We start from the raw sequence: 24,728 nt of genomic DNA, 5'->3' as shown, positions 1-24,728 counted from the left end.
TTGATAAAAAAAGAAGCTTACTAGAAGCTTCTTTTTTATTACTATTTTTCACATGCAACTCCATCACCATCACGATCAAGTTTAGAGCTATAACCTGGTTGGTCTTTATATAATGGAGCTTTTCCAGCATTTTTAACTTCAGTACAATTTTTGTAAGTTACATTACTATTGTTACTTGCAGCTGGTTGTGTTTGAGCTTGCTGTGCTTTTTTTTGTTCCTCTTGTTGTTTGCGAGCTTGCTCATCAGCTTGGCGTTTTTGTTCCTCTTGTTGTTTACGAGCTTGCTCATCAGCCTGACGTTTTTGTTCTTCTTGTTGTTTACGAGCTTGTTCATCAGCTTGGCGTTTTTGCTCTTCTTGTTGTTTACGAGCTTGTTCATCAGCTAGACGTTTTTGTTCTTCTTGTTGTTTACGAGCTTGTTCATCAGCTAGACGTTTTTGTTCTTCTTGTTGTTTGCGAGCTTGCTCTTCGGCTTGGCGTTTTTCATCCTCTTGCTTACGAGCTTGTTCATCGGCTAGACGCTTCTCATCTTCTTGCTTTTGAGTTTTCTCGTCCGCTTCTTTCTTTTTATCATCTTTTTTCTCTGCATTATTAGAAGCGACTTGTTTATTTGTTGCTGTCGTCTTTTCAGAAGAAGGAGCTGAAATACTTGATAATGCAACAAAAATGACAAATAAAATAGCAGTGATAATAAATTGTTTTTTTGCTACACCTGTCTTTTTAATTACGGATAAGATTGCTAACACAAGGAAGAAAACAAATAAAACAAAACTTAAAATAGAAAAGAATTCAACAATGGGGTTATTAGAAGTCTCAGCACTAGTTATTATGAATACAATCGAAATCATAAAAAGAATAACGGCAGGACGACCATATTGTTTTGCTTTTCCATTTTTCTTAAAGATTGAAATGATACATAAAATTAAAAGAATAAAAGCAATAAAAAATAAAGCTGCACCAATATTACTCAAAATCGCCATTTTTATACCTCTATTTGTAAGATTTTCACTATTGATTATATAGGAACTTATTGGATATTACACGATTTATATAAATTTAGAAAATTAGTATTTTTAATAGACTTATAAACATTTATTTTATATATAAAGAAAAATAGATATATTTCCTATTACGTTTTTAAAGAGAATTCATAAAGTATAATATATCGATTGAAAGGAGGGGGTTTAAATGGAATTTCAATTATTGGTAACTTGCATATTACAAGAAGGTAATGCTTTCTTTTTAGTAACGAAAGTAGACGATGTTATTACGTTAAAAGTACCGATTACTGCGGGAGTAGCAGGTTTATTCTTAGCTTTAGGTGTACCAAGATGTTCTTAATTTAAATTTCTAGAGTAGAAGGGAAGGGATATACCTTTCTCTTCTACTATTACATAATATGATTATGTAAACTAAAATATTATTTTGTAATAGCACGTTTAAAATGGACATGCATATACTATAATGTTTCATTGGATGTTAGTGATGAAAGGTAGTTTTCACACGTGCATGTAATGATGTTCATTAAGTTATGAAATTAAAGAGGTGCTATTATATATGAAAAGAAGAACATTTGATATTCCAGTTACATTGCGAAGAGAGTGGTTTTTAATAGAATTAGCTCATTTAACGAAAAAATATGGAATTGAAATTGCAACTAGCAAAATGGAAGCTGCACCGTTTTTAAGAGATCAAGTAACGGAATCAAAAATAGGATCAGGGCTCCAATACGATAAATATGATGATGAGTATATGATTGAAAATTAAAGGATAAGAGCAAAACAAATTTCTTTATAACAAAATATAAAATAAAGCAGATTCTAAATATGGAATCTGCTTTATTATGAAATACTTCTAGTCAACTAGCCTCTTTCTAGTGTTTTTCCTACATATTTCACTTGCGTTATTCCAAAAGATTCATGAAGAATGCGAGCATAATCTTTTGATTCTATTGGACGTTTATTTTTGATGCCTTTAAAGGTTTCTGTATAATTTTTATTTGTTAATGATACGTGACCATAATCAGTTAATTTACAAGTGATAGCTCCTTTATTAAAAGGAGATTCTTTATGTTCTACAATCACTTTTTGAATGTTATTCACCTTTTTCTCATCTATTGGATCTAAAGTAAAGGCATAGCCTATTTTCCATTCATGTGAAGGTTCAGATTGCAAGAAATTTGTAGATTCCCCGTTAGCTCCTTTTCTCATTTCTAAAATGTGTGTACCTTTTCGGGTAGTTCGTTTGCGAATTCGATATTCACCCGTTTGAGAAGAGATGACTTCTCCGTTAAAAGGGACTGGATGTAAAGGTAGATGAGAGGCAAAACCGGCATCTATAACATAATCTTTATTATTATGATTTAATATGATAATGACATGACCATCATCGGGTTTCCATTTATTATCATAAAGGTCATAAACAGTACCAGCTACTTTATATACTTGAAATCCACAATCAATTAAAAAGTAATACAATAAGGAGTTTAATTCATAACAAAGACCGCCTCGTTTTTGAATAAGTAACTTTTCTACTAAGTTCTTTTTTGAGATGTCTTTAAAAGTACCAGCCATAATATCAAGATTTTCATAGGGCAGAATCAATCCCATTTTTAAGAGGATTTCATCTAAATCATCAAATGTTACTTCTTCTGCAGGAATTTTTAATCGTTTAAAAAACTCCTTTTGTAACTTGGTCATCATAAAGCATTCTCCTTTCTTGTTACAGAATTTTCTTCTGCTCATCGCTAGGTTAGTACTTCTAAAAGTTTAATTCAAGTCTGCAGAAATTATCATAATATATGTTTCTGGAAATGTTATTTTCTATTCTGAAATTTCAGTTTAATTTTTAATGTTAGGAAAGTCTTATAGTATAAGCCTCTATTTTGTTTAGTTTGTATTTAATTAAATAAAAGTACATATCTTCATTAACTTTTTTATAATTAGCTGGTAATAAAGTGTTTTTTTACTAAAGTTTTTTCAAGATTTGTATGCTTTATATAAACAATAATAATTGGAGGATATTTGGATTCAGTAAAGTTAACAATTGTTGAGAAACTTTTTTGTAGCGCTCTCTCAAAAGGAAGAGATTGAATCAAAGAGAATAACGTGTGTTAAGGAAGAAGGGGTACTAGTAATCTCTTGAGAATAGGGACAAGATCTTGTTTAAGTAAAAAGATTATCTAGTATTAAGAGAGAAGATAAAAAAAATTACAAAGAGCACCTTCTTTCAAAAAAAGTGGGGGGAGTAACATGCGATTGATGAGAAGATGTGTTGCCTTACTAATTGTATTTTTTATCATGGTTCCAATGATTAGCACAAATGTGCGAGCAGAAGTTGTAAAAGAGCTTGGAAAGGGATTTCCTGATACAGAAGTATTTACACCTGGAGAATGGTTTTTAGGTCAAAAACCTGCTAATTACGATGAGAATAAGCCTCCAATTCTTTTTGTACAAGGAAGGAATGGGAATGCTGATAGTTGGTATGGAAAGACAGTGTATCACGATATAAATGATATGTATGACTATGCTTTAAAAGCAGGTTATCAAACAGTATTTATCCAATTATATGATGCTGCTGGGAAAGGGTCAGCTAGTCAGTGGGATAACGGAAAATTGTTAGCACAAAAATTAGAAGAAATATATAATCACTTCGGTAAAAAAGTTAATATTGTAGCACATAGTAAAGGCGGTATCGATACACAGGCTGCATTAGTAGGATATGGTGCAAATCGATTTGTTGGAAATGTTATAACGCTTGCGACGCCACATCATGGATCAAACTTGGCGGATTTATCATATAGTTGGTGGGCAGGATGGCTTGCTTCTATATTAGGTCAAAAAGATGATGGTACGTACTCATTACAAATGGGGGAAATGGCAAAATTTCGTTCAACGATTGATAATAATCCAGCAGCTAAATTAAACCGTTACTATACGGTTACCGGTACTAGCTGGGGACCAGTATTTTCTGCGTTATCTATGGGCGGGTTCTATTTGTCATCATACGGTTCAAATGATGGACTAGTAAATGAGTGGAGTGCTAAGTTACCGTATGGAACGCATTTATTTACAGATTCCAGATTTGATCATGATAATATAAGAAAAGGATCTGCTGTTTTCTCTCGAATTGAACCATATTTACGTACATCAAATGTAGCTGTACCAGCTTTAGTAGCATCCAGCACTAGTTCAAATGAAAATATAGAACAACTAAATACAACTTCAAATCAAAACATTTTAGGAGGAGAATTGCCACAAAATCAGTGGATAGAGCAAACCGTTACGGTTGATAAAAAAGCTGAAGGAATAGTTTCTATCTTAACAGCGTCTTCTGATGTAGAAGTACAAATGATATCTCCAAAAGGAAAAATGTATACAAATAAGGATAGCGTTATTACTACTGGTGAAGGTGAATCTTTCTTTGGTGGTGCGACAATTAGAACATTTAAATTTGATAAAATGGATGTAGGAGAATGGAAAGTTAAAATGATGGCGAAGCAGTCGAAAGATGCATTTTTAATTGTAAGCGATTACAATAGTGGCGCACCATTTGTTCTCCAAATGCCTACAAAAGTTAAAGTGAATAAATCTGAGTATAAATTGAAAAAATCACCTGTAGCACCTGAAATGAAAGGGGATCTTTCCATAACAGTAAGAGTAGTTAATAAAGAAGGGAAACTAGTCTCTGAATATAATGAATTACAAAATGTTAATAATACTACATTTACTGGTGCTTTGAAGGACATAAAGCAACCAGGAGTATACAACATTACGATGGATATAAAAGGGATGAATAAAGAAGGACAACCGTATAATCGTACAATTGTTAAGTCGGTTTATGTGGAGAAGTAAGAAAGAATGAGAAGTTTTTAATATAAAAAGTACCGAACTTTTGTAGTAGAAGAGTTCGGTACTTTTTTCATGTTTATTAGATTAACAGAAACGTACTATGGAATTTATGTTTGATTATAGGAATCAAAAGAACATTATTCAATAAAAAAGATGCTGAAATAGCATCTGAATGTGAAGAGGATTATTAACTTAGTTTTATAACTGTTAATTCAACGGAATTAATACCATTATCACAAGTTGTAATACTTTGACGATTAAAACCACTATTATTTTTCAGTTGAAGAGTGGAATTAGCTGTCACTGTAACAATTGTTTCGCCTGCTAGTTGAAGACATTCGTTATTTGATGAAGTATTCATTTGGAAAGCGAAATCACCTTGACTATTAGCAAGTGGATTATTATTTAAAAATATAGTCATGACTGGAATATGTGGAAAGACAGGATTTGAATTAGTGTTAATAGTTGAAATGAAAGAAACTCTATAATCACCAGTTTGACTAATTTGTATAGTAGTAGGATTTAGTAAGGAAACTCCTCCTGCTATAGGGCCAACGTGATTAAATGGAAAAGGATCTCCAAAAGGAACAGTTATAAACTCAGTTTGCCAAAAAGTGCCGTATGCTGGACAGCTTTTTTTATGTGAATGGTCGCATGAACATTTTTTATAGGAACTGGAAGAAGAGTTACATGAACATTTTTTATATGAGCTGGAAGAAGAGTTGCATGAACATTTTTTATTGGAGTTTGAAGAATGATAGTATGAACCCAATATATTACCCCCTATTATGAATGAAGTGTATACTCATAGTATTTTATGCTTGTCTTATATAAAAGGTGATAGATTTGGAGTATAAAGTGCTAATACGATGAAATATAGTAATAGAATAGTAGTTGTAACAATTTTTGAAGAAGAAAAGGTTAATGATTTGGTAAAAATATCAGTGGAATATCTTGAAATGTTAAAGTATAGTGGGAATGCTTATTTTAATTTCACATGTAAAAATAAAACCAGTAGCCTCAGTTGCAATGATGTGATCGTTTAAGTGAATGTCTATTTTTGAAATGTTTGCATATTAGAGTTTATGGTTGTTTTCTTTTATTTACGTAGTGGGGCAGGAAGAAGACGAAAAGTATCGAATGAATGTACATATGTAGCATTGTTTGCTTTTGGTGTGAATAGTAGTAAAAGATACGTTGAAATATTTTAAACCGTAACAAAAGAGCGATTAAATAATAGAGGGAGCAACTTACATGGAAAATATATTAAAAGTATCTTCAAAATCAAAACCAAATTCAGTAGCAGGTGCAATAGCTGGTGTACTAAGAACAAGTGGCAATGTGGAAATTCAGGCGATTGGGGCGGGTTCTATAAATCAAGCGATTAAAGCAATTGCAATCGCAAGAGGATTTGTTGCTCCAAGTGGTATTGATTTGGCCTTTGTTCCAGCATTTCAAGAGGTTACTATTAATGATCAAGAAAGAACGGCAATTAAATTAATTGTAGGTCCTAGAAGGAAAAGGTAACTGCAGTAATTCAGTATTGAAATGATATTTAACATAACAAACAAAAAGTGTCACAAATGCTTATGAAATAGGCATTTGTGACACTTTTATAGTTTTGTGAGAATAAAAACCCCTAAAACTGCTCATTCTTCTCCCAAGATTCCACAATATAGCATGAGAAACCTTATTATATCAAGGTTTGTAAGTGGTGATTTACCTCGATGCTCACATTTTGCTCACATTAAATCTTTTCATTTGTTATCAGGTGTTTTCATTAGATTTTATTATGCTCTCGAAGTTTTCCGCCGCTTGTTGCTGCATGTTCTGTGTGATGTGACTATACTTGTCTAAAGTCATTTGAATAGATGAATGCCCTAAGTGGTCTTGTACGATTTTAGGGTGTTCTCCAGCCTGAAGCATGAGTGTAGCGTGAGTATGTCGCAAGTCGTGTATACGAATTCGAGGAACACCAGCTTTTTTATAGTGATCGTTCAAAAAGCGATGAGGAGCATCTATATGTAAGGGCGAGTGTATCGTATTGCCGGTAGGTCCAGTGTTACCAGTAGGCCCAGTGTCGCCGGTAGATCCAGTATTGCCGGTGGGCCCTGTAGGTATTGTAAAAGTTGGAGTAGGTGGTAATGTAGGGCTGATAGAACTTGGATCTAATGTAGCTCCTTGTAAGATTTCATACGAATTAACTTGATTTTCTTTTGACATATTTCACCTCCAAAAATTAAATCACTATTAGTAAATGAAACTTGTAAGTGAAATATGAAATTAGAGAAGGAAAATAAATAGTAATGTTTAAAATTAAAAATTAAATAAAAGCGGTATTTGATATGTAAATTATGCATAATTCCTCCGGAAATTTCAGCTATAAGTTAACATAGTGTTATCAAATGTATCTGGAGAAATTTAATAAATTCCCTTCAGGGGATCTAAAGGGAATTTTCGTTCGGAAAATCAGTATTATTGGTATTTAATTAGGAGTAATTTCTTCGGCAGTGAAGACAACATTGGTTATGCGTTCGTTATTCGTACCTGGAGGAGTAGTTACACGTATTAAACTTGCACTTAGTACATAAGTAAAAGTTCCTACTCCAGGGTTATCAAAAGCTGTAAAAGTAGTAGTTGTAAAGTCAAAATCTGTATTAGCAGCGCCGGAAACAGCTATAGGTGGTGCAACACGATCAATTCGATATGATACTAAAGTCCCATCGAGTGGGTTGCTACTTACGCTTGAAAACGTAGTCCCCGAATTTATTGTTACTATAAACCTGACGGTATTACCAGGGACATCTATGGTAATTGTTAATTGTGAAAGCGGAACAAGCAAATCTAGAGTTGATAATGTGGGAAGAGGTGTAACATTAGTCCCCACTGTAACCCGATTAAATCCAGTCGGTCCAGTGTCACCGATGGGTCCAGCAGGTCCAGTAGTCCCAGTCGGCAGTGTGAATGGAGGAATTGGTGGTAAAGTAGGTCCGACTAAGTTAGGATATATTGAAGCAGAAGATAAAAAATCGTCCATTATATTTTCACCTCTGAAAAATTCGTATTACTAATAGTAAATGTGAAGATAGAGTAAAGTGAAATGGACAAACGAGGAATTAGGCAATGGGATTAAAAAAAAACGTTATTTGAATAGAAAAGGGGCAAGCAAAGATAAAATAAGACCGCTCCTTTTATAGGGACGGCCGTACAAATATCATGTGCTGGAGGTCGCTCCAAATGGCATAAGATGTTTTCTCTAAAAAGTATGGACAAGAAGTTTTACGATTATACGTAAAAACGGCAGGCAACTAATTAAGTTACCCGCCTGTCCTCAAGTGGTACGGAGGAGAGAGCTCCGTTTGGAAAGAGTACAGCCGTGGGAAATCGGCTTGCAGATAGTATGTACGATATAAAAAAGATTATTCGTAAAGTGAAATATGAATGATTTTTTAATGAAAGTATTATTTTGTAGGATATTAATTAAATTGGAATTTTGTTAAGAGATGAAATGTTGAACAAATGTAAATGATTAGATGATACTAAGGTAAAAGAAAAAGAACCCTTTATAAGGATTCTTTTGGGGAGTCAATCTAACATTCACATTCGTAATCACGGTAATATTCATCGCACGAATCATTTCTATCATTGCAGCAGATACAAAATGTCTTTTTAATCAACACTTCAATGAAATTAAGGAATTCGGTATTATTTGTGAGAGTAAGGCTTTGAAAATCTTCTACTTGAAATACTCTTGTTTCATTTGTAGCAAGAGTCACGATAATTGGTGTAGGAGATTTTCTTGTTTGAATAGTGACTTCGATGGGGGAGACATCTTCGGGAACAGATATTTGAAGTAATGTTTTGTTGTGATTATTAGTGAAATCTTCAAAAACTCTTCTTGAAGTGTCAGGGGGTACGATAATAGTTAAAGGTGCATTTTCGGTTGGGGTAGTTTCTGAACCAGCTACGGTATGAGTTTCGATGAAACAGTTATCTTTTTGATAGTGAGAATTTGATTGTTCTTTATAATACTTGTTACGAGAATCATTTTGATTATTGCAACAGATACAAAATGTTTTTTGAATGAATATACCAATATTGCTATTGATATTAGTATCATTTGTGAGAGTGAGACTATGGAAATCCTCTACTTGGAATACCTTGGTTTCACCTGCAACTATTGTTACAGTAATCGGCAGACGAGAACTTCTTGTTCGGATAGTTACTTCAATTGGTTGGGAAGTACCGGGAATGCGAAGATCAAGTAATGTTTTATTGTGGTTATTGGTGAAATCTTCAAAAGCAGTTCTTGTAGTGTTAGCTGGTACGCTGAAATTTAAAGTTGTATTAGAACCAGATAATGTATGGGTTTCAATAAAACAGTTGTCTTTTTGGTGGTGAGAATACGATTGTTTTTTGTAATATTTTTTACCATCTTTATAAAAATAATCAGCCATACTTATGTCGCTCTCCTTTCTTTGAGATATCTATATATTTTATTAAAAGAAGAATAGAGTGATTGTACAAAATAATAAAATCCGCTCTCGTAATTAATTAAAAACGTTATTTGATATGTAAATGTAAGAGCACTTCGGGAAGTGCTCTGTAAAGACTATTCATTCTAAAAGAAAAGAATATAAAATATTTTATGAATTTATTTTTGATTTTGTGTGTATTCTTTGTACAAAAATTTCATTGGAAATTGCAAACTAGATGCCATAATAACACCTAGTTTTAAAGGCGTACTTGTACTAGTTTAATTTGATAATGTTTAATTCTAAAGCATTTATTCCATTATCGCATGTACGAATGGCTGTTTCGCCTACAAAGCTATTATTTATAAGTTGAAGTGTTGAGTTGGCTGGGACTGATAAAATAGTGTCTCCAATGAGTTGAGCGCAATCTACATCCTCTGGATCTAGTATTGAAAGACCGAAAGTAGCTTTGAAATTTGGAATCAGACTGTTATTTAATAGTATAGAAATGGTAGGCGAATAAGGAAATGAAAGGGCTACAGTCAAGTTAATCGAGGAAATGAAAGAAATTCGATAATCCCCAGCTTGTTTGATATTAATTGTGGTTGGATTTAACAGAGAAATTCCCCCCACCATAGGGTCAGCCTGATTAAAAGAAAAAGGGGATTCGAAAGGGACTGTAATGATTTCCGTTTGCCAAAAAGTTCCGTAAGCTACTGATAGTGATCCAGTCGGTCCAGTCGGCCCAGTCGGTAGTGTGAATGGTGGAACGGGTGGTAAAGTAGGTCCAACTAAATTAGGGTTTATTGAAGTAGAAGATAAAAACTCGTCCATTATATTTTCACCTCTGAAAAGGTCAGTTCTTATTACTAATAGTAAATGTAGGGGTAGAACAAAATGAAATGGACAAGCGCTTGTATTTTATAAATTAAATAAAATAGTTATTGTATAGATAAAAATATACAGAACCCGCTAGTTATAACGGGTTCTGTGTACAAGGAATACAAGGAATACAAGGAGGCTGGTCCAGGGCGACCTGTGTATTCACTTGGATGATAATACTATATTCAAAGTGGATAAAAAGGTTAATGGCAACTAAATAAAATTCTTATTTCATAGCAAATACAAAAGAGCACACATATAAGCGTGCTCTTAAATAAGAAAGGTAGAATGCTATGAATGGGAAGCTTCCATAAAATAACATATGCTTGTCTGGTTTAAATGTGAAAAGTTTTAAACAAAAGCGTTATTTTAATTAAAAGAGCAGCTAGCAAAAGCTAACTGCTTGTTAAAAAAAGAATCCACTCTAGGTTATTAACTGCTAGAGTTTCAAGAAATAAATCATTAAATTAAATTAATCTTTCAATTACAATCGAAGCATTTATATTCGTTTGTGTTCCACCTGCCAAAGTCTGCAAAGTAACTGCAGCAGCGGAAGTATGATTATTAAGGGTAATAATATCACCTGCAGCTAAAGCGAGGATTGTTTGGCCGTTGTTTGGTTGAGTTCCTGCACCTGATCCATAAACTGCGCTGGTAACCGGAGCACCATTTAAAAAAAGTGTGAATTGATTAGGCTCAACTCCTGATACAGAAAAAGAAATTTTATAATCTCCTGCATTAAGAACCATTAATTGAGAAGTTCCCAGTGTATGAGTAAAACCAGATGTCATTCTACCATGTGAATTAAAAAGAATAGGTGCTTCTAAGGCAACAACTTGAGCTGCTGTATTGAAAACATAAGCATAATGAGATAACCCAGATACTGTAAGTCCGGTAGGCCCAGTAGGGCCAGTAGCTCCAACAGTTCCTGGCAATCCGGTAGGTCCAGTAGGCCCTGGAGGTCCATCAGAAGGCCCAGTTGCTCCAGTTATTCCGGTAGGCCCCGGAGGTCCAGCAGTTCCTGGCAATCCGGTAGGTCCAGTAGGCCCTGGAGGTCCACCAGAAGGTCCGGTTACTCCAGTTATTCCGGTAGGCCCAGTAGGCCCCGGAGGTCCAGCAGTTCCTGGCAATCCGGTAGGTCCAGTAGGCCCTGGAGGTCCACCAGAAGGTCCGGTTACTCCAGTTATTCCGGTAGGTCCAGTAGGCCCCGGAGGTCCACCAGAAGGTCCGGTTACTCCAGTTATTCCGGTAGGCCCAGTAGGCCCCGGAGGTCCACCAGAAGGTCCGGTTACTCCAGTTATTCCAGTAGGTCCAGTAGGCCCCGGAGGTCCACCAGAAGGTCCAGTCGCTCCGGTTATGCCGGTAGGCCCTATTTGAGGTAAAGGAAAGGCACATGGAAAGGGTATGTGACAATTCTTTTTAAATTTACTCATTTTTTCACCTCCCTTATAAATTAACTACCAATTTATATTTATACTTTAACAACTTATGAGTAAACAACCACACGGGTGTAAGGAAAAATATAATAATTACATAAAAGGTTTTAAGAGCAAGCCTTTATTTCACATTCCATACCAAAAAGAGCACTATATATAAGTGCTCTTCGGATCAAATCTCTTAGTGTAAAAGAGTACGTGATACCAAATGTAATTTTTTCATGTGCGTGAAGTATTTGAAGAAAAAGCTATTTTAGTAGGGAACAAGTTTAAAAGGCCCTGGTTGACACAGGACCTTTTAAAAGGGAACAACACTTGACATGTTAATAATTATGACTGAAAGTTACTTTCATATTACCATTATTGGGATTTTAATTCTAATAATGGTTGTTGAGAAATAAAAAATTATTTGGCACAACAAAGCAGCTAGCTGAAGTAGCTAACTGCTCCATTGTACGCTTTTAGAAGTAGCATAGGATACAACTATAGTATAAACGGATATCGAAATATTATGCAGGAAAGAAAACTAAACAAAAATTTCATTTTGTAGAAATATAGAAACTAAAAAAGAGCACCATGCATAAGTGCTCTTTAAGATAGGAGGTAACACTTTGAGCTGGGGCTAGGTTAGAAGCATATGGTGTAAAAAAAGAAATAAGACCTAAATTTTATTATTAAATCAATATAAAAGAGCAGCTAGCAAAAGCTAACTGCTAAGTCTTAAATAAGATCTAACTGGTTACAGCACATTAAAGATGGGTTATCTATAGTATGGATGGAATATTGAGTTTTATTCAGTGGATAGATGCATTTAATGAAAGAATGCAGACCACCATATTCCGAATAATGCAATCCAATCAATGCTAAGTAATATGTATAAAAGCAATATAGAATTACGTTTAATAAATACGTATAATTCCTAAAAAGGTACTTTTATAAGACATTATTATAAAAAAGGAGATGGTAAAGAGACATTTGAAATTATTACCAGTGAGATGAGTAATTGAATAGGATTATATTAATTACTTAATGCTGGGATATGTTTTAAATGGAGAACCAATTTAAAGAGATATTTGGTGCATGGGTTGCAGCAATAGGAACAATTACTTCCGCTATTGGAAGTACGCCTTTTGATTTTATAAGCAGTAATGTAAGAAAGGATTTAAATGTTTATGGAAACGTATTACAGGCTGTTGGAAATGCCTTAGAGGCTGATGGTCAAGGAGAAGTTTCTCTTGAACAAATTGGTAATGAAATCCAATCGATTGGTAACGTCACTGTAATATCTGGATTAATTATTGATTTTAAAGAGGAAACACAAATTAAATTAGTGATTGCCGGGAATTGGACGCAAGCATTGGGTGGACTTACAGCATTAGCAGATGAATTTGAGGATACATCCGATAAAGATGAACACTTAAATATTATAGGAAACTTATTACAATCAATTGGGAATTCATTACAGGCAATAGGGGGTATTGACGAATTAAAAAGTATCAGAAATGAGGACCAGTCTAATAAAGAAGGTAATGTAAATGATGTGGAGAAAGATACAAACACTCAGGTAAACAACGAAACTAATGAAAATGAAGAAGGAAAGCTAATAGATATTATAGGAAGTTGGGTTCAAGCAGTTGGTTCTGTAATTTCATTAATTGGACAAATACGTGAAGAGAGTGAGGAATTGGAAGGGAACGATGAATAGAGTAATTTAATAGAACAGTTAAAACAGTAATTCTTTTAAAGTGAAAGCAAACAGAATATAGTCCGGCTAGAAAACTAGAGGACACCAATTCATTAAAGCAGTAATTAAAGCTGTTTTAAGAATAGGTGTCCTTTTTATTTTAAAAAAGGGGATGGGGAAATGAAGGTGCTAAGAGATCAGTTACGTGAGTGGGAAAAGCAATCAAAACAAGCAAAGAAGAAAAATAAGAAAAAACGAAAAGAGAAATTAAGCAATCGTGACATTGAAGATTTAATGGGATTTTATGGGCCGCGTTATGAGCGTAGACGTGGAGCTTTAAGACAAAAGTAATTAAAAAATAAAAAGGAGTGGTCTTACATGACTAAACAATTATCTTTCTTACCAAAAATCGATAGAACGGCAACACAAGAGGAATTAGAAGGCGTGTTGGAAAGTGTACGTATACATAGGCAATTTGGGATGATGCGTAAAGAAATGAAAGTCACTCCTTCTTATGAAATGCGTGAACACGGGCCTACACATGCAGTTGGTAAGCCATTAGAACAAACATTCAACAAAGCAAACGAGAAGAGTGGCTTGAAAGAATATCATTACGTATAGATCAATTTTTAAATCGATTAGGGAACGGACGTGCAGGAAGCATTCAAAGAGATATTATTTATAAACGCTATTTAGAAGAAGAGGACGTATGTGATTACATGGTTTATAACGAAATAGGGATGTCAGAGCGTACTTATCGACGTTGGAAGTCCAAAGCGTTTTATAAACTTGCTTTTGCACTTGGATTAGAAGTTTACGAGACAGAAGAAACGGGAGGTAATAAATAATGAATTTTGTTCAACCGATACGTGATCCAGAGCAAATACAACAGCTAAAAGAGTACTTTAAGGAAAAAAGCTTACGTAATTACATTCTCTTCATTATGGGTATTAATACAGGTCTTAGAATCTCAGATATTTTGAAACTAAAAGTAGGGGATGTCAAAGGCAGTCATATATCTATGAGGGAAAAGAAAACAGGGAAACAAAAACGAATACAAATTACTGCAGCACTGAAAAGAGAACTTAAATGGTTTATGGAAGAAAGAGAAGACAATGAGTATTTATTACAAAGTAGACAAGGGAAGAATCGTCCAATTGGTCGTAGCATGGCATATAAGATATTAAGTGGAGCAGCGGCAGAGTTTGGGTTAGATGAAATAGGAACCCATACGTTAAGAAAGACGTATGGGTATCATATGTACATGTAAACGAAAAACATAGCATTACTTATGGAAATATTTAATCATTCGTCAGAGAAGGTTACGTTATATAGGTGTAAATCAAGATGCAATGGATAAAGCAATGATTAGGTTTAAAATCTAATCATTGCTTTTTTCTTTTTAAATCTAGGGGTATTGCCAGCATTGTTGAAAAAACCACGCTAAGAGCATACAAAATTTTATACAGTTTTCGACTAATCCAGTAACAAACGAGAACTCGAAAACCCGCACCAGGAGTAGGTCCCCTTGTCAGAGTAAGGGGCCACTTTTTCCTTGCTACCGATAATAGGACGTTATATTAACTAGTTTTGTATAGAATATTCATGTGTTCCTTAGAAAACTAAAGGGCCAGTTTATCATTCACAACTGTACTTGAACTTAGGTTCTGTCTGAATATAAAAAGCATTTCTTACTTGTGCACTCCAATTTGCAAAAGCTGATCTCCATTCAGGAGTGTTAAAGAATTGGTCTACAGTTTGAGTTTCAGAATGCCAAACTATAAATAGGTTAAGTGGGGCAATTCCGCCTGCCCAAATTCCATTATTTACGTCAGTATCTTCTTCTCTTACTAATAATAAGGGTAGACCAAATTGAAAAGCCATTGAAGGTTCTACTTGTGAATAAACTGATCCTACCCAGAATGGAGTTGATGGTGGAAGAGGTCCTACATTGACGTCAACTGTTTGAATTTTAAAACGACGAAGGTTTACTGCCAACATTCCATAGCTTGATGAAACTAGACGACGAATATCAGTTAAAATGGATTCCGGATAACTTTCACTTAAAGGCAATGTACGTGGAAAAAGCAAAGCATACTCAATTTCTAAAATTAGACGGTTTAGAAACCGTTGTTGGTTGTCATTTAAATGAGTTGTCGTACTTAAAAATATGGGAATACGATAAGCACGGTCAATACACTCTTGATGTGCCGATTCTATTTTCACTTTATTTTTACTTAAAGATTTATGCTCATTATTACTCATTTTCTCACCTCCTTTTTTAATACTATATAGAAAAGGAATTAGTTAGTTTGGACATAATTGCCTTTATGGGAACCTAAAGGGTTTTTCTTAATTAAAAAAATAAGTTATAAAAATTAATACAGGTACTCAAAGAAGGAAAAACTGATAAAATTTAACTTCCAATAACGAGAAATATGTAAACAAGCTGTCCATATGGGCAGCTTATTTTATTTTTTTACACAGCGTAGGTTATTTTGCAAAATGTTGGTGGTATCCCTATACAGTTACTCATAATTTTTGTACTGTGTAACTCAAAAGAGAAAGTGAAATGAAATCAATGATAGCAAGGGATTTCACGCTAGGGTCAGTTACACACAATATAAGATATGGGTAAGTGAAGAAAAGGCATAAAAAAGGAGCGTAGTTCGTCAAATAGATGTAATGTTCTATTACTATTAAGTTGAGAAATTCATTGTTTCCGATTAATTGCATCTGTTTATTGTGATTCTTATTGATTTTAAAAAATAAAAAATCGCCTTATTAAAGGCGATTCATTTTGTATTCTTTTGATAAATAAATATCTTTTAAAATTAAATGCAATGTTCTACATTAACGTGTTTCTGGATCTTTGTCTTTTTTTCTAAGACCGAATAATCCTACTAGTCCCAATAAACCAAGCCAAGCCCAATTATTATTTTTATCACGATTATCATTTAAATCATTTGTCGTATTTACATTTCGAGTTCTCACATCATTATTAACTCTATTCATGTTATAGTCATTAACTCTATTCGTGTTATAGTCATTAACTCGAGTTGTAGTATTATTATTGTTAACTCTATTCGTATTATATCCATCGTATTCAGCATGGACGCTTGTACCAAAAACCGTAATAGTTAGTAATAGGGCACCTAAAATAGATGAAAGTTTTTTCTTCATAGTTTTCCCCCTCCTTTCATATTCAGTAATGTCTCCAGTTTTTTAGGCAATATTCGTTTGAAAATATATAAAACCATTTGAATTGAAATGTATTTATTATTTATAAGAATAAATTTTTGGTAACTGTACATTCTATGAGAGGTAATTACTATATTTGGGTAAGGTGTTCCTTATGAGTTATAAGAACTTATTTTCTTTAATCCAGAACATGGTTAGGAAAATTTTTTCTATAGTAAGTATTGTTGCTAAAAGTCTAATTTCTTTAAGGAGGAATATTTTTATGGGTATTTTAAGTGGAAATCCACAAAATGAACCAATGCACTATGGAGAAGTCTTTGGGATTTGGAGTTACCTTGCGGCGGCACAAGGTGCAATTGCTGGATATCAAGTTCTTATTAACCACACAGGAGACGAGGATTTAAAGAAATTTTTAGAAAACCTTGTAGAGAATGATATCCAATCAGAAGTTGAAGAATTAAAAAATATATTAAAATTGAATGGTGTTGCATTACCACCAGCACCTCCAGAAAGACCAGTTGCATCTATTGAAACGATTCCTCCTGGTGCTCGTATTAATGATGCGGAAATTGCAGCTAAAGTTTCTATGGATCTTGCTGCTGGGTTAGTAGCATGTAGTCAAGCTATGGGACAATCTCTTCGAGAAGATGTTGGAATGATGTTTGGTCAATTTCATATGAAAAAAGCACAAGCTGGAGCTATATTACTTCGTCTAAATAAGAAAAAAGGTTGGATTATTCCACCTCCATTACATGTTCTACAATCAGATCAAGCATAATACCTAAATAAAATTCAATCTATTCTTTATGACTGTTGCAGTGAAGTTGTCTAGAAAAATAAAGGTTACTAGTGAATTAAAATAAGTGGCAGAGTCGTGACCGCTTTTTGGCAGTAAATGTGCCGGCTGTTTAGGAATCAACGTGATATATTTGTATTGTGAGTAGTGGCGGAAAACATCACTTATAAAATTCCTGATAACTGAAAATGGATCGTCATAACCGGTGGCGATGGTTGCAGATTGGATGAACAGTTGTTTCTTAATTTTACATTCAATTGCAATTTACGTTGTATAAACGGAGAAGGGCTTTAGCTCTTCTTCCAGTTACTTAATAATGCATAAAAAGATTTGTGCAGCAACATTAGGTGATTGGAAGAAGGGTAAAACTTCATTTACCGTAATTAAAATACAAATAAATAATTGATATCAGAGCATCCATTCAGGTTCTTTTTATTTTGGAGGAGATTGTACTTTGAAAATACCATTTAAAAAATGGTGCTTGAATAAAAGTTGTGGATTTAAAGAGGCTTCTCATACGATACGTGATGGTTGTAAATGCCATGAACGTAATGGGTCAATGATGAATCAAATTGGTGCAAATGAAAGATAAGAAAATAAAAAAGAGGGCTGAATCCCTCTTTTTCTTTTGATATGCTAATTAATCACAAATCGGTATTCCAAGCACTCTTAGAGCTAATGCTACTTGAAGAGAAATCTCTAATCTAGCAATCTCGATACCTGCTACTGTAAGAACTAAAAAAGGTTGGCCATTTACAAACACAACGCAACTTTCCATGGTTACGCCTCCTTTCTAGCAAACTACTACAGTATATGAATTGAATATGAATATGTAATAGTTAAATTGATGGATTTAATAGAATTGATAGATTTACCTTGTTCTAACAAAACAAACTCAACTCAACCCATTTAATGGAAAGATAGTTAAAATACCATCTAATGTAACACATCATATATTATCCAAGACTTGCCGAAACAAGCGTATCGCAACGGTGTAGGCGCGTATGAGGGCGTTGTAGCACATAGTACAGCAACACCAGAAGCACCAGCAATTAATATTCAAAAGTATGAGTCTCATACATGGCGCTCTGCCTTTGTTCATTATGCAGTAGATTGGGATGAAACAATCCAAATTGCTGATACAAAATATATCGCTTATGGTGCTGGACCAGCTGCTAACAAACGATTTGTTCACGTAGAGCTTTCTGAAACTAGTAATCCAGCTAAATTTAAAGCTTCTTATGAACGTTATATAAAACTATTAGCTAAAATTTTAAAAGATAGAGGAATTCATCCAAGCAAAGGATTATGGACACATAAAGATATTACTTACAAATTAGGTGGAACCGACCACGAAGATCCGCTTGATTACCTTCGTAGTCATGGTGTATCAGAATCACAATTCAGAGCGGATGTACAAAAGGCGTATGAAGGCGAAACAGTTACAGTTAAACCAAAACCACAAGAACCTTCTCAAAACGTAACATGGACAACAGGGCTTGCTTATATCGATGGATATAATGTAAACCTTAGAAATGGACCATCAACAAATTACGGTATTATCCGTCAATTAAGTAAAGATGAATCCTATCAAGTGTGGGGAAAGCAAGGTAATTGGTTAAATCTTGGTGGTAATCAATGGATTTATAACAATCCATCCTACATTAAATATCAAGGGGAACAAACTTCTGCTGCAAGTTCTGAAGTAGGAAAACGCGTTGTTTCTAAAGTGGACAACCTTCGCTTCTATGATTCTGCTTCTTGGTCTGATAAAGATGTAGCTGGAACTGTAGATGAAGGACTTGGTTTCATTATCGATGCCAAAATAAGTGTTAATGGCTCACCGCAATATAAAGTACACAACAGCCAAGGGAAAATATACTATGTAACTGCATGTGAAGTCTACGTATATATGAAGTGAAAAAGTATGCCCAAGTTTAGACATACTTTGGATGATGAAGAATTAGGGTTTACTGTGAATCTAAAAGTTAAAGTAAATGGTTTGCCCTGATATGAAATTCAAAATAGTAAAGGCGTTTCGTGTGCCGTTTATGTTCACATATTTGCTCACATTTTGTTCACGTATTATATAAAAAAGTATGAAAATCCATAAAAATAATTATTCTAATAAACTATATTTTGGATACTAAAAAGCGCCAAACCCCTTGTGGTATAAGGGATTTGGCACTTTTATATTTTTTATGTTTTATCAAATGAACACCCTTAAAACTGCTCATTCTTTTCCCAAGATTCCACAATATAATGTGCAATCGTCGGGTTGAATCCTTTCCCAACTAAAAACATAATCGCAGCAACTTCTGTTAAAGCGTGTTTGTGTGATGTATGTTTTGCTTCATTTAAACCGTAATCTACCCAAGGTTTTACGAAATCTAGTACAGGTTTCTTTAAAGGTAAAAACTGTGTACCGACCACTTGCTGGATTTGTTGTTGTGTTGGTTCTGTAATTGGTCCAGGGGGTAAGATTTGAGGTTGTGTAATATCGAGTGTTGGTCCTGGTGGCAAAATTTGTGGTTGTGTTGGATCGATCGTTTGAGGTGCCGGTGGTGAAACACGCGCGTCATAGTTTGGTTGATACATTTGCGGCTGAGTTGTGTATGGATTTTGTTGAAATTGTTGTTCTTGATTTTGAGGTGCTACATATGGATTTTGCGGGTATTCATAATTAGGACGTGTGTCGTATAAGTTTTGTTGATATTCAGTTTCATGATTTTGCGTTGTTGCGTATGGATTTTGTTGAAATTGTTGTTCTTGATCTTGTGGTGCTGCATATGGGTTTTGAGGATATTCATAATTAGGACGTGTGTCGTATGCGTTTTGTTGATAATTAGCTTCTTGATTTTGTGGTGTTGCGTATGGATTTTGTTCATATTGTTGTTCTTGTTTTTCATATTGTTGTGTGTATCTTTGGTCCTGTTGCTGAGGGTAAAATGGTTGTTGTGGATAAGGCGGTTGGTTATTATAGAACATATTTATTCCTCCTTCATGATGATGCCTACCACCCAGTGTATGGGCGGACAAGAAAATATGTGATGAAAAAATGCGGGCGTGTTACAATAAGTAACTGGGTGAAGATAAAATGACAAAACAAGAAAAGATTCAAAAAACAATTACTTTTGTAAAACATATTTTAGAAAAAGATGCGAGTGGGCATGATTGGTATCATATTGAACGCGTACATAAACTGGCGATTTCTTTATCCGAGCAAGAAGGGGGAAATCGTTTTATAATTGAAATGGCAGCATTACTTCACGATGTGGCAGATGAGAAGTTAAATGAAAGTGAAGAAGCAGGAATGAAAAAAGTTTCTGATTGGTTAGAAGAGTTACATGTTGAAGCAGAGGAAAGTAAACATGTTCTTCATATCATTGCCAATATGTCTTATAAAGGTGGTCATGGCGGTAAAGTGGATTCACTTGAAGGGAAGCTTGTTCAAGATGCGGATCGCTTAGACGCTCTTGGAGCAATTGGAATAGCTCGCACATTTGCGTATGGTGGAGCGAAAGGGAGATTAATGTATGATCCAACTATTCCTCCACGTGAAGTGATGACGAAAGATGAATATAGAAAAAATAACGATCCATCTTTAAATCATTTTTATGAAAAACTTTTGAAACTAAAAGACTTAATGAACACGAACGCAGCAAAGCAAGAGGCTGAAGTTCGTCATCGTTATATGGAACAGTTTATTGAACAATTTATGAAAGAGTGGAATGCACAAATATGAAAATGTTAACTGTGGAAAACTTATCGAAATCATACGGAGAAAAACCGTTATTTGATGGATTATCATGTAGTATTACAGAAGGACAACGTGTCGGAATTATTGGTGTAAACGGTACTGGTAAATCGACATTATTAAAAATTATTGCAGGGTTAGAAACTCCTGATACAGGTGATATGACGCATTCCCGTGGGTATACAATTAGTTATTTATCACAGCAACCAGAGTTTGATGAAAAACTAACAGTATTAGAGCAAGTGTTCCATGGTGATACACCTTTAATTCGTCTTCTTCGTGATTATGAACAATCGTTATTAAATATCGAAAAAGATCCAAGTAATGAAAAAGTACAGGAACAATTATTTGCAGTGCAGCAACGTATGGATGCGATGAGTGCATGGGAAGCAAATGCGAATGCAAAATCGTTATTAACGAAATTAGGAATTACTGATTTTACAGCAACTGTTGGAAACCTATCTGGTGGACAAAAAAAGCGTATTGCAATGGCGCAATGTTTTATTGAAACACCTGATTTATTAATTTTGGATGAGCCTACGAACCATCTTGACCATGAGACAGTTGAATGGTTGGAAGAATATTTAGCAAGATATAATGGTGCGGTATTACTTGTAACCCATGATCGTTATTTCTTAGATCGTGTGACAAACCGTATTTTTGAATTAGACAATGGTAAACTATATAGTTACGAAGGAAACTATAGTACATTTTTAGAAGCGAAAGCACTTCGTGAAGAACAAGAAATTGCGCAAGAATCAAAACGTCAAAACTTATATCGCCGCGAACTAGCATGGATCCGCCGCGGTGCAAAAGCTCGTTCGACAAAGCAAAAAGCACGTATTCAACGATTTGATGAGTTAAAAGGTCAAGAAGGACCAGCTGCAAAACAGTCAGTTGATATTGCGCTTAGCGGCAGTCGCCTCGGTAAAAAAGTACTTGAGTTAAAAGATGTAACGAAAAAATTCGGTGATAAAACGGTATTACACAACTTTAATCATATTGTGAAACCAGGAGATCGTATCGGAATCATTGGAGCGAATGGAAGCGGAAAATCTTCTCTATTAAATATGCTTGCAGGCAAGTTAGCTCCTGATAGTGGTGAAGTTGAAGTAGGACAAACTGTAAAAGTTGCTTATTATACGCAAGAAAATGAAGAGATGAATTTAAATCAGCGTATGATTGAATACATTAAAGAGATTGCAGAAGTTATTCATACGACAGATGGAAAAGTAATTGGTGCATCTCAAATGCTAGAACGTTTCTTATTCCCGACGCACTCACATGGTACACCGCTTGGTAAACTATCTGGTGGGGAAAGAAGACGTTTATATTTATTACGTATTTTAATGGGAGAACCAAACGTACTATTACTGGATGAACCTACGAATGATCTAGATACACAAACATTAACAGTACTGGAAGATTATTTAGAAGATTTCCCAGGTGTCGTTTTAACTGTATCGCATGACCGTTACTTCTTAGATAAAGTAGTAGATGAATTGTTCATCTTTAGTGGTGGAGGCGAAGTGCGTGAATTCCTAGGTAGTTATACGGACTTTTTAGAAATGGAAAAGACGAAAGAACTTATTGAGAAGGCGGAAGTTCAAAAAGAGAAAAAAGTGGTAGAAGAAGCTCCGAAACAACAACGTAAACGTAAACTTTCATACAAGGAGCAGCGTGAATGGGAAACAATTGAAGATACAATTGCCGAACTAGAAGAGAAAATTGAGTCAATTGGAGAAGAACTTGCGAAAGTTGGATCTGACTTCACAAAGGCACAAGAATTATCTGAAGCACAGCAAAAAACAGAAGAAGAGCTAGAAAAAACGATGGAAAGATGGAGTGAACTATCAGACATCGTTGAAGGATTAAAATAAAAACAAGCTGCATATATTGAAAAGTAAAGAGAAAAACTTTACACTATTGGTAGAACCTATTTTAGGAGGGAAAAAATGAGAACATCTAATCCAATGTTGAAAAAAGAGGCATTCCGTAAAGAGGGAGCAAGTGCTTCTGCGATGACGATTGGCGGAACAGTAGGCAAAACGTTTATTATGCTTATCTTGCTACTTGCAACGTCTGTCTATTCATACATACAGATGATGCAGGGGACGATGAAGATGCCAGTACTAATTGGTGCTTTAATCGTTGCGGCAATCATCGCATTTGCGTCTATGTTCTTCCCACGTATTTCACCTTTTGGTGCACCAATCTATGCGGCAGTAGAAGGGGTTGTATTAGGTAGTATTTCAGCGGTTTATACAATGAAGTTTGGCGATTCTATCGTTTTAAATGCTGTATTACTAACAATCTCAATTCTATTTGCAATGTTAGTGTTATATGCAACGCGTGTAGTAAAGGTAACGGATAAATTCCGTACAGGCGTGATGGCAGCAACACTTGGAATTATGGTTATGTATTTAGTCGTATTTCTACTAAACATGTTTGGTGTAACTGTTCCGTACATTCACCAAGGCGGTACAATTGGTATTATTATTAGTGCAGTTGTTATCGTAGTTGCTGCATTAAACTTATTACTAGATTTCGATTTAATCGAAAATGGTGTACGTAGTCAAGCTCCGAAATATATGGAGTGGTACACTGCGATGGGACTAATGCTTACATTAGTTTGGTTATACTTAGAAATTCTTCGTTTCGTTTCTTACTTTACGAAAAATGACTAATAAAAAAATCCTGCATGAAAAATGCAGGATTTTTTTATTTTCAAAGATAGAGTGAAATTTTAATCAGTGAGGCTTATACTGCCTGTTAATGCAAGTTAATTTCGGTAATGGTATAATATGGTTGTTGGTAACTCAAATTGAAGGGGGATGGAATATGATGAAAGAGAAGAAAAGGATTATGAAAAAACTATTTTCTAAAAGTTTTTTCATAGAACTAGAAGATGCTTTAACGTATCCATCATCAGAAGTTATTATTTCCGCTATCGAAAGGTATGTGGTTGAATGTCAGGAACAATTGAATTTTGAGAGTAAAGTTAAACCGATTACTTTTTACTTAGAAAATGTAATGTATCGTGTTGAGATAAAGATGGCTCGCGGTGGATATTACATTTCCTGTAGTGAAGTATAAATTTTGAAACCTTACATGTTTAATATATGTAAGGTTTCTTTTTTTCTTTTACAGCATATAAAATAATATTTTTTACTTTAAAATATATTATTTTACGTTTTTTACCCTTCATACATTTTTCTTTACAATAAAGAAAAATATGTGAGGTGGTATAACATATGATGAATCGAGTTGTATTAATCGGTAGATTGACAAAGGAGCCAGAATTATACTACACAAAGCAAGGGGTCGCTTATGCACGAATATGTGTTGCGGTGAATAGAGGTTTTCGAAATAGTTTAGGTGAGCAACAAGTAGATTTTATTAATTGTGTCGTTTGGCGCAGATCGGCTGAGAATGTAACTGAATATTGTACGAAGGCGTCTCTTGTTGGAATTACCGGACGTATTCATACGAGTAATTACGAGGATGATCAAGGTAAGAGAATATATAAAACGGAAGTTGTAATTGAGAGCATTACATTTTTGGAGAGAAGGCGGGAGGGTGCATCGCAATAAGATGGGATTTTAAACAATGGGTTTGGGGGAATTAGGTGGAAAGAGAAAGAATGA

Annotated in this window: 23 protein-coding genes and 5 pseudogenes; 15 read left to right on the top strand and 13 right to left on the bottom strand. The window is 34.5% G+C overall.

All coding sequences use genetic code 11. The annotated features are described in order from the left end of the window. Positions 1-41: 41 nt before the first annotated feature. Complete coding sequence (locus tag ILT06_RS18910; protein WP_088046624.1) at positions 42-980, bottom strand: excalibur calcium-binding domain-containing protein; 939 nt, start codon at positions 978-980, stop codon at positions 42-44. 208 nt (positions 981-1,188) lie between these two features. Between ILT06_RS18910 and exsG the strand changes: the two genes are divergently transcribed. Both exsG and ILT06_RS18900 read left to right on the top strand, forming a co-directional pair. Beyond that, on the top strand, positions 1,189-1,341 hold the full coding sequence (gene exsG, locus ILT06_RS18905; RefSeq protein WP_000395678.1) for an exosporium protein ExsG: 153 nt from the start codon (positions 1,189-1,191) through the stop codon (positions 1,339-1,341). 216 nt (positions 1,342-1,557) lie between these two features. Continuing rightward, positions 1,558-1,767 (top strand): hypothetical protein, encoded by a 210-nt coding sequence (locus ILT06_RS18900; RefSeq protein WP_000830254.1) that lies wholly within the window; start codon positions 1,558-1,560, stop codon positions 1,765-1,767. Positions 1,768-1,862: 95 nt separating this feature from the next. Here ILT06_RS18900 and ILT06_RS18895 read toward each other — a convergent pair whose 3' ends face one another. Further along, entirely contained in the window at positions 1,863-2,702 is an 840-nt protein-coding gene (locus ILT06_RS18895; RefSeq protein WP_088046625.1) for an arylamine N-acetyltransferase family protein, read from the bottom strand. Positions 2,703-3,251: 549 nt separating this feature from the next. Between ILT06_RS18895 and ILT06_RS18890 the strand changes: the two genes are divergently transcribed. Then, on the top strand, positions 3,252-4,853 hold the full coding sequence (locus ILT06_RS18890; RefSeq protein WP_064473961.1) for an esterase/lipase family protein: 1,602 nt from the start codon (positions 3,252-3,254) through the stop codon (positions 4,851-4,853). A 184-nt stretch (positions 4,854-5,037) separates the two neighbouring features. On the opposite strand, the gene ILT06_RS18885 is transcribed toward ILT06_RS18890, so the two are convergent. Next, positions 5,038-5,622 (bottom strand): preprotein translocase, encoded by a 585-nt coding sequence (locus ILT06_RS18885; RefSeq protein ID WP_103654999.1) that lies wholly within the window; start codon positions 5,620-5,622, stop codon positions 5,038-5,040. A 482-nt stretch (positions 5,623-6,104) separates the two neighbouring features. Between ILT06_RS18885 and spoVS the strand changes: the two genes are divergently transcribed. After that, complete coding sequence (spoVS, locus tag ILT06_RS18880; RefSeq protein ID WP_000427790.1) at positions 6,105-6,377, top strand: stage V sporulation protein SpoVS; 273 nt, start codon at positions 6,105-6,107, stop codon at positions 6,375-6,377. A gap of 240 nt (positions 6,378-6,617) precedes the next feature. Here spoVS and ILT06_RS18875 read toward each other — a convergent pair. The 6 genes and pseudogenes from ILT06_RS18875 to ILT06_RS18850 all read right to left on the bottom strand — a co-directional run. Beyond that, positions 6,618-6,902: pseudogene (locus ILT06_RS18875) on the bottom strand (tyrosine-type recombinase/integrase); the annotation flags it as partial. A 90-nt stretch (positions 6,903-6,992) separates the two neighbouring features. Beyond that, positions 6,993-7,073: pseudogene (locus ILT06_RS33115) on the bottom strand (exosporium leader peptide-containing protein); the annotation flags it as partial. Positions 7,074-7,335: 262 nt separating this feature from the next. Beyond that, positions 7,336-7,836 (bottom strand): annotated as a pseudogene (locus ILT06_RS33110) (hypothetical protein); the annotation flags it as partial. 604 nt (positions 7,837-8,440) lie between these two features. Beyond that, positions 8,441-9,307, bottom strand: a complete 867-nt coding sequence (locus ILT06_RS18860; RefSeq protein ID WP_088046628.1) for an exosporium protein D — start codon at positions 9,305-9,307, stop codon at positions 8,441-8,443. 294 nt (positions 9,308-9,601) lie between these two features. Further along, a complete protein-coding gene (locus tag ILT06_RS18855) occupies positions 9,602-10,159 on the bottom strand; it encodes an exosporium leader peptide-containing protein (RefSeq protein ID WP_088046629.1) in 558 nt (185 codons plus the stop codon). A gap of 515 nt (positions 10,160-10,674) precedes the next feature. Then, positions 10,675-11,640, bottom strand: a complete 966-nt coding sequence (locus ILT06_RS18850) for a BclA C-terminal domain-containing protein (RefSeq protein ID WP_222655366.1) — start codon at positions 11,638-11,640, stop codon at positions 10,675-10,677. A gap of 1,051 nt (positions 11,641-12,691) precedes the next feature. Here ILT06_RS18850 and ILT06_RS18845 point away from each other — a divergent pair. The 4 genes and pseudogenes from ILT06_RS18845 (at position 12,692) to ILT06_RS18830 (ending at position 14,712) form a co-directional block, all read left to right on the top strand. Beyond that, positions 12,692-13,348: a DUF6944 family repetitive protein gene (locus ILT06_RS18845; protein ID WP_000431217.1), complete on the top strand. Its 657-nt coding sequence runs from the start codon at positions 12,692-12,694 to the stop codon at positions 13,346-13,348. A 159-nt stretch (positions 13,349-13,507) separates the two neighbouring features. After that, a complete protein-coding gene (locus ILT06_RS18840) occupies positions 13,508-13,678 on the top strand; it encodes a hypothetical protein (RefSeq protein ID WP_048563596.1) in 171 nt (56 codons plus the stop codon). A 27-nt stretch (positions 13,679-13,705) separates the two neighbouring features. After that, a pseudogene (locus ILT06_RS18835) lies at positions 13,706-14,175 on the top strand (ArpU family phage packaging/lysis transcriptional regulator). After that, positions 14,175-14,712, top strand: a pseudogene (locus ILT06_RS18830) (site-specific integrase). Before ILT06_RS18835 ends, ILT06_RS18830 begins: the two co-directional pseudogenes overlap by 1 nt. 253 nt (positions 14,713-14,965) lie before the next feature. On the opposite strand, the gene ILT06_RS18825 reads toward ILT06_RS18830, so the two are convergent. Beyond that, positions 14,966-15,592, bottom strand: coding sequence for a hypothetical protein (locus tag ILT06_RS18825; protein WP_000069270.1), 627 nt, complete (start codon positions 15,590-15,592; stop codon positions 14,966-14,968). 588 nt (positions 15,593-16,180) lie between these two features. After that, positions 16,181-16,510 (bottom strand): WGxxGxxG family protein, encoded by a 330-nt coding sequence (locus tag ILT06_RS18820; protein ID WP_088046773.1) that lies wholly within the window; start codon positions 16,508-16,510, stop codon positions 16,181-16,183. 280 nt (positions 16,511-16,790) lie between these two features. Between ILT06_RS18820 and ILT06_RS18815 the strand changes: the two genes are divergently transcribed. Next, positions 16,791-17,306 carry a DUF3231 family protein gene (locus ILT06_RS18815; RefSeq protein WP_000512143.1) on the top strand — a complete coding sequence of 172 codons (516 nt, stop codon included), beginning with the start codon at positions 16,791-16,793 and terminating at the stop codon, positions 17,304-17,306. 658 nt (positions 17,307-17,964) lie between these two features. Here the strand turns inward: ILT06_RS18815 and ILT06_RS18810 are convergent. After that, positions 17,965-18,102: a DUF3956 domain-containing protein gene (locus tag ILT06_RS18810; RefSeq protein ID WP_000443221.1), complete on the bottom strand. Its 138-nt coding sequence runs from the start codon at positions 18,100-18,102 to the stop codon at positions 17,965-17,967. Positions 18,103-18,279: 177 nt separating this feature from the next. Between ILT06_RS18810 and ILT06_RS18805 the strand changes: the two genes are divergently transcribed. Further along, on the top strand, positions 18,280-19,245 hold the full coding sequence (locus tag ILT06_RS18805) for an N-acetylmuramoyl-L-alanine amidase (RefSeq protein WP_064473954.1): 966 nt from the start codon (positions 18,280-18,282) through the stop codon (positions 19,243-19,245). 302 nt (positions 19,246-19,547) lie between these two features. Here ILT06_RS18805 and ILT06_RS18800 read toward each other — a convergent pair whose 3' ends face one another. After that, positions 19,548-20,312: a hypothetical protein gene (locus ILT06_RS18800; RefSeq protein ID WP_222655365.1), complete on the bottom strand. Its 765-nt coding sequence runs from the start codon at positions 20,310-20,312 to the stop codon at positions 19,548-19,550. Positions 20,313-20,421: 109 nt separating this feature from the next. Between ILT06_RS18800 and ILT06_RS18795 the strand changes: the two genes are divergently transcribed. The 5 genes from ILT06_RS18795 (at position 20,422) to ILT06_RS18775 (ending at position 24,674) form a co-directional block, all read left to right on the top strand. After that, on the top strand, positions 20,422-21,069 hold the full coding sequence (locus tag ILT06_RS18795; RefSeq protein ID WP_000165957.1) for an HD domain-containing protein: 648 nt from the start codon (positions 20,422-20,424) through the stop codon (positions 21,067-21,069). Continuing rightward, positions 21,066-22,961, top strand: coding sequence for an ABC-F family ATP-binding cassette domain-containing protein (locus ILT06_RS18790; protein WP_064473952.1), 1,896 nt, complete (start codon positions 21,066-21,068; stop codon positions 22,959-22,961). The genes ILT06_RS18795 and ILT06_RS18790 overlap by 4 nt, the downstream gene beginning before the upstream one ends. 75 nt (positions 22,962-23,036) lie before the next feature. Then, entirely contained in the window at positions 23,037-23,768 is a 732-nt protein-coding gene (locus ILT06_RS18785; protein WP_001260655.1) for a Bax inhibitor-1/YccA family protein, read from the top strand. Between the two features lie 154 nt (positions 23,769-23,922). Next, complete coding sequence (locus tag ILT06_RS18780) at positions 23,923-24,177, top strand: DUF4318 domain-containing protein (protein ID WP_222655364.1); 255 nt, start codon at positions 23,923-23,925, stop codon at positions 24,175-24,177. Between the two features lie 158 nt (positions 24,178-24,335). Further along, positions 24,336-24,674 carry a single-stranded DNA-binding protein gene (locus ILT06_RS18775; protein WP_064473950.1) on the top strand — a complete coding sequence of 113 codons (339 nt, stop codon included), beginning with the start codon at positions 24,336-24,338 and terminating at the stop codon, positions 24,672-24,674. Positions 24,675-24,728: the final 54 nt, after the last annotated feature.

It is taken from the genome of Bacillus sp. 17RED48 (genome assembly GCF_019837545.1).
Taxonomy (GTDB): Bacteria; Bacillota; Bacilli; order Bacillales; family Bacillaceae_G; genus Bacillus_A; species Bacillus_A wiedmannii.
This window is presented reverse-complemented; position numbering and strand designations above follow the sequence as displayed.

What these genes read in the sequence shown, in the direction of transcription:
- ILT06_RS18850 (WP_222655366.1), bottom strand. Translation starts at nt 11,640, where the DNA reads ATGAGTAAATTTAAAAAGAATTGTCACATACCCTTTCCATGTGCCTTT.
- ILT06_RS18860 (WP_088046628.1), bottom strand. Translation starts at nt 9,307, where the DNA reads ATGGCTGATTATTTTTATAAAGATGGTAAAAAATATTACAAAAAACAA.
- ILT06_RS18785 (WP_001260655.1), top strand. Translation starts at nt 23,037, where the DNA reads ATGAGAACATCTAATCCAATGTTGAAAAAAGAGGCATTCCGTAAAGAG.
- ILT06_RS18895 (WP_088046625.1), bottom strand. Translation starts at nt 2,702, where the DNA reads ATGATGACCAAGTTACAAAAGGAGTTTTTTAAACGATTAAAAATTCCT.
- ILT06_RS18820 (WP_088046773.1), bottom strand. Translation starts at nt 16,510, where the DNA reads ATGAAGAAAAAACTTTCATCTATTTTAGGTGCCCTATTACTAACTATT.
- ILT06_RS18810 (WP_000443221.1), bottom strand. Translation starts at nt 18,102, where the DNA reads ATGGAAAGTTGCGTTGTGTTTGTAAATGGCCAACCTTTTTTAGTTCTT.
- ILT06_RS18910 (WP_088046624.1), bottom strand. Translation starts at nt 980, where the DNA reads ATGGCGATTTTGAGTAATATTGGTGCAGCTTTATTTTTTATTGCTTTT.
- ILT06_RS18900 (WP_000830254.1), top strand. Translation starts at nt 1,558, where the DNA reads ATGAAAAGAAGAACATTTGATATTCCAGTTACATTGCGAAGAGAGTGG.
- exsG (WP_000395678.1), top strand. Translation starts at nt 1,189, where the DNA reads ATGGAATTTCAATTATTGGTAACTTGCATATTACAAGAAGGTAATGCT.
- ILT06_RS18795 (WP_000165957.1), top strand. Translation starts at nt 20,422, where the DNA reads ATGACAAAACAAGAAAAGATTCAAAAAACAATTACTTTTGTAAAACAT.
- ILT06_RS18825 (WP_000069270.1), bottom strand. Translation starts at nt 15,592, where the DNA reads ATGAGTAATAATGAGCATAAATCTTTAAGTAAAAATAAAGTGAAAATA.
- ILT06_RS18780 (WP_222655364.1), top strand. Translation starts at nt 23,923, where the DNA reads ATGATGAAAGAGAAGAAAAGGATTATGAAAAAACTATTTTCTAAAAGT.
- ILT06_RS18775 (WP_064473950.1), top strand. Translation starts at nt 24,336, where the DNA reads ATGATGAATCGAGTTGTATTAATCGGTAGATTGACAAAGGAGCCAGAA.
- ILT06_RS18790 (WP_064473952.1), top strand. Translation starts at nt 21,066, where the DNA reads ATGAAAATGTTAACTGTGGAAAACTTATCGAAATCATACGGAGAAAAA.
- ILT06_RS18855 (WP_088046629.1), bottom strand. Translation starts at nt 10,159, where the DNA reads ATGGACGAGTTTTTATCTTCTACTTCAATAAACCCTAATTTAGTTGGA.
- ILT06_RS18890 (WP_064473961.1), top strand. Translation starts at nt 3,252, where the DNA reads ATGCGATTGATGAGAAGATGTGTTGCCTTACTAATTGTATTTTTTATC.
- ILT06_RS18840 (WP_048563596.1), top strand. Translation starts at nt 13,508, where the DNA reads ATGAAGGTGCTAAGAGATCAGTTACGTGAGTGGGAAAAGCAATCAAAA.
- ILT06_RS18845 (WP_000431217.1), top strand. Translation starts at nt 12,692, where the DNA reads ATGGAGAACCAATTTAAAGAGATATTTGGTGCATGGGTTGCAGCAATA.
- spoVS (WP_000427790.1), top strand. Translation starts at nt 6,105, where the DNA reads ATGGAAAATATATTAAAAGTATCTTCAAAATCAAAACCAAATTCAGTA.
- ILT06_RS18815 (WP_000512143.1), top strand. Translation starts at nt 16,791, where the DNA reads ATGGGTATTTTAAGTGGAAATCCACAAAATGAACCAATGCACTATGGA.
- ILT06_RS18800 (WP_222655365.1), bottom strand. Translation starts at nt 20,312, where the DNA reads ATGTTCTATAATAACCAACCGCCTTATCCACAACAACCATTTTACCCT.